3 protein-coding genes are annotated in these 5,930 nt (G+C 70.9%); 2 read left to right on the top strand and 1 reads right to left on the bottom strand.

Features of this window, described 5'->3' with window-relative positions; genetic code table 11:
* Positions 1-319, top strand: a 319-nt coding sequence (locus KGQ19_RS46880) for a CopD family protein (RefSeq protein WP_212021821.1), incomplete at its 5' end; no start/stop codon positions are given.
* A 3-nt stretch (positions 320-322) separates the two neighbouring features.
* On the opposite strand, the gene KGQ19_RS46885 is transcribed toward KGQ19_RS46880, so the two are convergent.
* A complete protein-coding gene (locus KGQ19_RS46885; RefSeq protein ID WP_368862259.1) occupies positions 323-1,021 on the bottom strand; it encodes a methyltransferase domain-containing protein in 699 nt (232 codons plus the stop codon).
* A 271-nt stretch (positions 1,022-1,292) separates the two neighbouring features.
* Between KGQ19_RS46885 and KGQ19_RS46890 the strand changes: the two genes are divergently transcribed.
* A complete protein-coding gene (locus KGQ19_RS46890) occupies positions 1,293-5,318 on the top strand; it encodes a Pls/PosA family non-ribosomal peptide synthetase (RefSeq protein WP_230420511.1) in 4,026 nt (1,341 codons plus the stop codon).
* Positions 5,319-5,930 lie beyond the last annotated feature (612 nt).

Below are 5,930 nucleotides of genomic sequence, written 5' to 3' on the forward strand. Positions count from 1 at the left end.
GCTCGGGGCCGTGGGGTTGCTGGTGGCGACCGGGCTGTACCAGGGGTGGCGGGAGGTCGGGAGTGTCAGTGGGCTGGTGGACACGACCTACGGCCGGCTGCTGCTCACCAAGGTCGCCGTCCTGCTCTGCGTGATCGGTGTCGCCAGGGGGTCGCGCGGCATCGTGGCGAAGTGGCGTGACGACAGCGATGGCGACAGCGATGGCGGGAGCGGGAACTCGGTGGCCGCGTTGCGCCGGAACGTGGCGATCGAGCTGGCGGGCGCGTCAGTGCTGCTGTTGTTGGCCGTGTTGCTGGCCGGAAACGCGCCCGCACGCTAAGCCCTACCGAATAGGCCGCTCCGCGACCACATGCAGCAGCGCGGCCACCTGCCGATAGGGATCAGTCCGCCCGGCCCGCTCCTCGGCGTCCAGCAAAGCCGCCAGCGTCGCCTCGTCCGGCAGCGCGGCATCGGCGACGGGGTCGGTGAACACCCGCACCCCGTACCACCGCCGCACCGCCAGCTCCCGCCGCGCCAGCTCCGCGGTCAGCTCCCCGAGGCGGTCCGCACGCGCGTCCACGCCCAGCCGGTTGCGGTACCCGGCGCCGTCGAACGCCGCGTTGGCCGCCGCCCAGTCGCCGAGCAGCCCGGGCCGCATCGCCAGCGCATCGCCGTTGCGCACCAGCAGCGACACGATCCCGCCGGGTGCCACGACTCGCGCGATGGCGTCCAGCAACGGTCCGGGGTCGGCGAAATACATCAGCACACCGTGGCACAGCACCGCGTCGAAGCTGCCCGCCGCGAACAGCTCGGCGAGCGCCGTCGCGTCGCCCTGGAGCAGGTGGACGCGCTCGCGTACTTCCTCAGGTTCGGTGGCCAGCGCCGTCCGGAATTCGTCGAGCAGCTGCTCCGAGGAGTCCAGTCCAGTGACCGAATGACCATGTCGTGCTACCAACAGCGCCTGCGTCCCTTGTCCACAGCCGATGTCGAGCACCCGCCGCGCCGGCGACGGCGGCAGCTCGGTCACCAGCTGACGCGTCATCAACTCCTGTCTGACCACCTGCCGGAGCGTCCCCAACCTCAACCGCCACTGCTCGGACGGGAAATCCACACTCATTTCGCGCCTCCTCATGCTCACGATGACCAGCGCGAACCTGATGCACGCCGACCGCTACTACGCTCTTTAGGAGTTTTTAACGCCGTTCTTACCCAAGGACCGTCCATAATGAGGTGAGCATGGCCGGTCGCGTCGCCACCCGATGGGCTGCCGGGCCAGACGTCACCATCGGCTACGACGACTCGAGAAAAACTTCATGCAACCCACCCAGGACACGGTCACCACCATGCCCCTCGGGCGCATCCTGCCGGCCTCGCTGGACCACGCGGTCTGGCCGGTGGCGGCGCCCGCGCGGGCGCGGACCCTGGTCGACGTCCTCGACGCGACTGTCCAGCACCACCCCGACGCCCCCGCGCTGGAAGCGGCCGGCGTCGTCCTCACGTACCGCGAGCTGCGCGGCGCTATCGGGGCGCTCGCCGACTCTCTGCGCGGGCACGGGGTCGGACCCGGCGACAAGGTCGGCGTCCGCGTTCCCTCCGGGACCACCGATCTGTACGTGGCCATCCTCGCCGTTCTGGTCGCCGGGGCCGCCTACGTCCCGGTCGACGTGGACGACCCGGACGAGCGCGCCGAGATGATCTGGCAGGACGCCGAGGTCTGCGCGATCCTTGGCGAGGGCCGCTCGGTCCGGCCCGGCCCCGGGACTCCCGGCCGGCGCCCGGGTCCGCCGACCGGGACCGACGACGCGTGGGTGATCTTCACCTCCGGCACCACGGGCCGACCCAAGGGCGTCGCGGTCTCGCACCGCTCGGCCGCCGCGTTCGTCGACGCCGAGGCCCGCCTGTTCGTTCGCGACCGGCCGCTGGGCCCCGGCGACCGGGTCCTGGCCGGGCTCTCGGTCGCCTTCGACGCCTCCTGCGAGGAGATGTGGCTGGCCTGGCGGCACGGCGCGTGCCTGGTCCCGGCCCCGCGCTCGCTGGTGAAGGCCGGTACGGATCTGGGCCCGTGGCTCGTGGAGCGCGGCATCACGGTGGTCTCCACGGTCCCCACGCTGGTCGCGCTGTGGCCGGCCGAGGCGCTGGACCGGGTCCGGCTGCTGATCGTCGGCGGCGAGTCGTGCCCGCCGGAGTTGGTGGAGCGGCTGGCGGTCCCGGGGCGGGAGTTCTGGAACACCTACGGCCCCACCGAGGCGACCGTCGTCGCCTGCGCCTCGCTGATGCGCGCCGGATCGCCGGTGCGGATCGGGACGCCGCTGGACGGCTGGGAGTTGGCCGTCGTCGACGGCAAGGGCCGGCCGGTGCCGTGGGGCGAGACCGGCGAGCTGCTGATCAGCGGGGTCGGCACCGCGCGGTACCTGGATCCGGCCAAGGACGCCGAGAAGTTCGCGCCGCATCCCGCACTGGCCGGTCAGCGCGTCTACCGCACCGGCGACCTGGTCCGCGCCGAACGCGAAGGGCTGGTCTTCGTCGGCCGCGCGGACGAGCAGGTGAAGATCGGCGGACGCCGGATCGAGCTCGGCGAGGTCGACGCGGCGTTGCAGGCGCTGCCCGGGGTTCGCGCGGCGGCCGCGGCGGTCAAGGACAGTCCCGCCGGCGGGCAGGTGCTCGTCGGGTACCTCGTCGTGGAGAACGCGGCTGCGCAGCAGGCCGGGATCCCGCATCAGCGTTCTGCGAACGGCGGCGCGACTGGAAACGACCCTGCGAGCGGCGACACGGCAGGTAGCAACGCCGCGGGCAGCGGTTTCGACAAGAACGCCGCCCGCGAAGCGTTGTTGCAGCGGCTCCCTCCGGCCCTGGTCCCGGTGCTGGCGCTGGTCGACGACCTGCCGACCCGCACCTCCGGCAAGGTCGATCGCAAAGCCCTGCCATGGCCGCTGCCCGGCCAAGAATCGGGCGCCGCCGGATCGGCGACGAGCCTGGGCGGCACGGCCGGCTGGATAGCCGAACAGTGGCAGCGGCTGCTCGGCGTCCCGGTCGAGCACGACAGCGACTTCTTCGGCCTGGGCGGCAGCAGCCTCACGGCGGCGCGGCTGGTCGGCGACATGCGCGACCGGTTCCCCGGGTTCACCGTCAAGGATCTGTATCAGCACCCGAAGTTGCCGGAGCTGGCGCGCTTCCTGGACGCCTCCGAACAGTCCGGGAGCCAGGCCGGCAAGCCCCGGGTCCGGCACCGCCGCGTGCACCTCACGCCGGCCACCGCCGGGCTGTATCAGGGCTTTGTGCTGTCGGTCATGTTCGTCATAACGGCCATCCCGTGGGTGCTGGGGATCGCGGCGATGGACGACATCATCGGGGTGACGTGGGCCCCGCACACGTCGTGGTGGCTGATCGTCGGCGCCTGGCTGGCGTTGAGCAGCGCCCCGGCCCGGGTGGTGATCAGCGGGGTCGGCTCGCGGGTGTTCACCCACAACCTGCAGCCGGGTTCCTATGCGCGCGGCGGCTGGACGCATCTGCGGCTGTGGACGGCCGAGCGGCTGGTCGGCGCTTTCAGTCTGGCCGGGGTCACCGGCACCCCGATGGCCTCCCGCTACGCGCGCATACTGGGGTGCCGGGTCGGGCATGACGTCCAGCTGCACTCGCTGCCGCCGGTGACCGGCATGGCGGCGTTCGGCGACGGCGCGGTGCTGGAGCCGGAGGTGGACTGCGCGGGGTGGTGGATCGAGGGCGACCTGCTGCACGTCGGCGGCATCCGCGTCGGACCGCACGCCTCGGTCGGCACCCGCTCGATGCTGATGCCCGGCGCGGACGTCGGCGCCGGTGCCGAGGTCGCGCCCGGGAGCTGCGTCGCGGGGCCGGTGCCCGAGGGCGAGCGCTGGCACGGCACCCCCGCGCGCCGTGACGAGAGCGCGCCGACGTTCAAGTGGCCGCCGCCGGACTACCGCAAGTCGCGGTTCTGGAACCTCGCCTACATGGTCACCCTGCCGGTGATGCAGCTGCTGCCGTTGCTGTCGGCCGCGCCGGCGCTGGTGTTCCTCTACCTGTGGCGCGGCGCCCATCCCGAGCCCGGCAGTCTGGCCGACCTGATCCTGCTCGCGTCGGTGCCGTTCACCGTGGTCACCGTGGTCTGCTACATGCTGCTGACCGTCCTGGTGGTGCGGGTCCTGTCGCGCAAGATCGTGCCCGGCGTGTTCGCGGCGCACGGACGCGTGGCATGGAACGTGTGGGTCGTGCACCGGCTGATGGAGACCTCACGCGTCGCACTGTTCCCGCTGTATGCGAGCCTGGCGACGCCGGTGTGGCTGCGGATGTTGGGGGCGCGGGTCGGACGGCGGGTCGAGGCCTCGACCGTGCTGGCACTGCCGAGCCTGATGGAGGTCGACGACCACGCCTTCCTCGCCGACGACACGCTGATCGCACCGTTCGAGATCCGCGGCGGCTGGCTGCGGCTGGGGCCCGCATACGTCGGAAAGCGGGCCTTCGTCGGCAACTCCGGCATGGTCGGCCCCTTCCGCCGGGTCGCCGACGAATCGCTGATCGGCGTGCACTCCGACACCCCGGCCCGCACCTCCCCCGGCGACTCGTGGCTGGGCCGCCCGGCCTTCACCGTGCAGCGCCAGGTGGAAGGCGGGGAGTCCACGGCGCGAACCTACGACCCGCCGTCCCGACTGATCGCCGCCCGCGCCTGCGTGGAACTGTGCCGCTGGCTGCCGCTGTTCCTGTCGGTACTGCTCGGCGACGTCGCGGTGATAGGCGTCCAGGCGGCATACGACAACCTCGGCCTCTACGGCGCCCTGCCGGTCGCGATGGGCCTGCTACTCGGCGTCGGAATCACCGCCTGCCTACTGACCACCCTGGCCAAGTGGCTCCTCGTCGGCAGGTTCCGGGTGACCCAGAAGCCACTGTGGAGCTCGTTCGTCTGGCGCAACGAACTCTTCGACACCTTCATCGAGGAACTGGGCATGCCCTGGCTCGGCGCCTCCCTGATCGGCACCCCCTTCATGAACATGTGGATGCGCAGCCTCGGCGCCCGCATCGGACGTGGGGTGTGGTGCGAAAGCCACTGGCTCCCGGAAACGGACCTGGTGACATTGGGCGACGGCGCGACGGTGAACCGCGGCGTGGTGCTGCAGACACACCTGTTCCAGGACCGGCTGATGCGCATGGACACGGTGACACTAGGCCGCGGCGCCACGCTCGGCCCGCATGCCATCGCACTGCCGGGCACGCAACTCGACGACGCGGCGGTGGCCGGGCCGTACTCGCTGGTGATGCGCGGGGATCGGTTGCGGGCTGGGACGCGGTGGTATGGGAATCCGGTCGCGCATTGGGATTCTGAGGATTAGGGGTGGGCTGGGGGTATGACTGGGACTGGAGCTGGAGCTGGAGCTGGAGCTGGGACTAGAGCTGGGACTAGAGCTGGGACTGAGACCAGAGCTGGGGCTATAGCTGGAGATAGAGGGCTATGGGCTGTTCGGGGTTCGGGTCTTTTGGCGGGCTGGAGTTTGTAGGCCGGGTTGCGGTTGGCGTGTGGGTTTCAAAGCTTTTTACGGCCTTCGGTCATAGTTGTACCGGTTCGGGGTTCGGGGTGGCGGGTGTGTTTGTCGGCTGCCAGTTCGCGCGTTCACAACCCCGCCCCACCTCAGGCCTCTTCAACTCCAGCAAGTCGGAGCAAGGGCAAGATCAACAGCTAAGGTCAAGGTCAAACCCATGGTGAAGGGCCGGGCCTCCGGCGGGCCTCGGCAACCTCAGGGAAACTTGCGCGGTTCCCTAGGGTGGTCGATCTAGTCTCAGCGGTGGCGGTTTGTGGGGTGGTGCGGTCCGTTCCCCTCGGTCGCGTCGTCAGCCCGGGGGGTACAGCACCGGTGTCCGGGGGTAAAGTCCGCGCGCGGCGGTCGGGCGTGTGAGCTGCGGTTTTTGATAGCGCGAACTTGACCCCCGGCCACCGGCACTGTAGG

The organism is Catenulispora pinistramenti (assembly GCF_018274385.1).
In the GTDB taxonomy this organism is placed as follows: Bacteria; Actinomycetota; Actinomycetes; order Streptomycetales; family Catenulisporaceae; genus Catenulispora; species Catenulispora pinistramenti.

Bases quoted from the DNA above. Each gene is read 5' to 3' on its own strand.
- KGQ19_RS46885 (WP_368862259.1), bottom strand. From the start codon at position 1,021: ATGACGCGTCAGCTGGTGACCGAGCTGCCGCCGTCGCCGGCGCGGCGG.
- KGQ19_RS46890 (WP_230420511.1), top strand. From the start codon at position 1,293: ATGCAACCCACCCAGGACACGGTCACCACCATGCCCCTCGGGCGCATC.